We start from the raw sequence: 647 nt of genomic DNA on the forward strand, positions 1-647 counted from the left end.
TCGACGGCACGAAATGCGCAACCGTCACCCTCTCCCGCCGGATCAGCTCCGCCAGATAGCCCGCATCCCGATGACCACCAGGACGCGCCACCACCAGACGCGCACCCGTGATCAACGGCCAGAAGAACTCCCACACCGACACGTCGAACCCGAACGGCGTCTTCTGCACCACCCGATCCGACCCGTCCAGACCGAACACGTCCTGCATCCACAACAGACGGTTCACCACACCCCGATGCGGAACCGCCACACCCTTCGGACGCCCCGTCGAACCCGACGTATAAATCACATACGCCACATGCGACGGCGAGACCTCCACAGAGCCAACAGGCTCAGCAGACAGCACCTCCAGCTGCGCCAGCGCCTCGGACCCATCGACCACGACACGGGCCGGGACGTCCGCCCCTGCGGGAACGGCGCCTTCCGTCGCCTGGCTGGTCAGTACCAGAACCGGCTGCGCGTCCTCCAACACGTACGCGATGCGGTCCGCCGGGTACTCCGGATCGACCGGCACGTACGCGCCACCGGCCTTCAGCACCGCGAGGAGTGATACCACCAACTCACTAGAACGCTCTATACAGACCGCAACCAGAGACTCCGCACCCACACCCCGCGAAATCAACAACCGCGCCAAACGATTCGCCCGC

Annotated in this window: 1 protein-coding gene; it reads right to left on the reverse strand. The window is 65.2% G+C overall.

The genetic code is table 11. The features are described 5' to 3' along the window. Positions 1-647: AMP-binding protein (locus tag IG74_RS47310; protein WP_037827512.1), on the reverse strand; the 647-nt coding region annotated here is incomplete at both ends.

Source organism: Streptomyces sp. NRRL B-1347 (genome assembly GCF_000720325.1).
GTDB lineage: Bacteria > Actinomycetota > Actinomycetes > Streptomycetales > Streptomycetaceae > Streptomyces.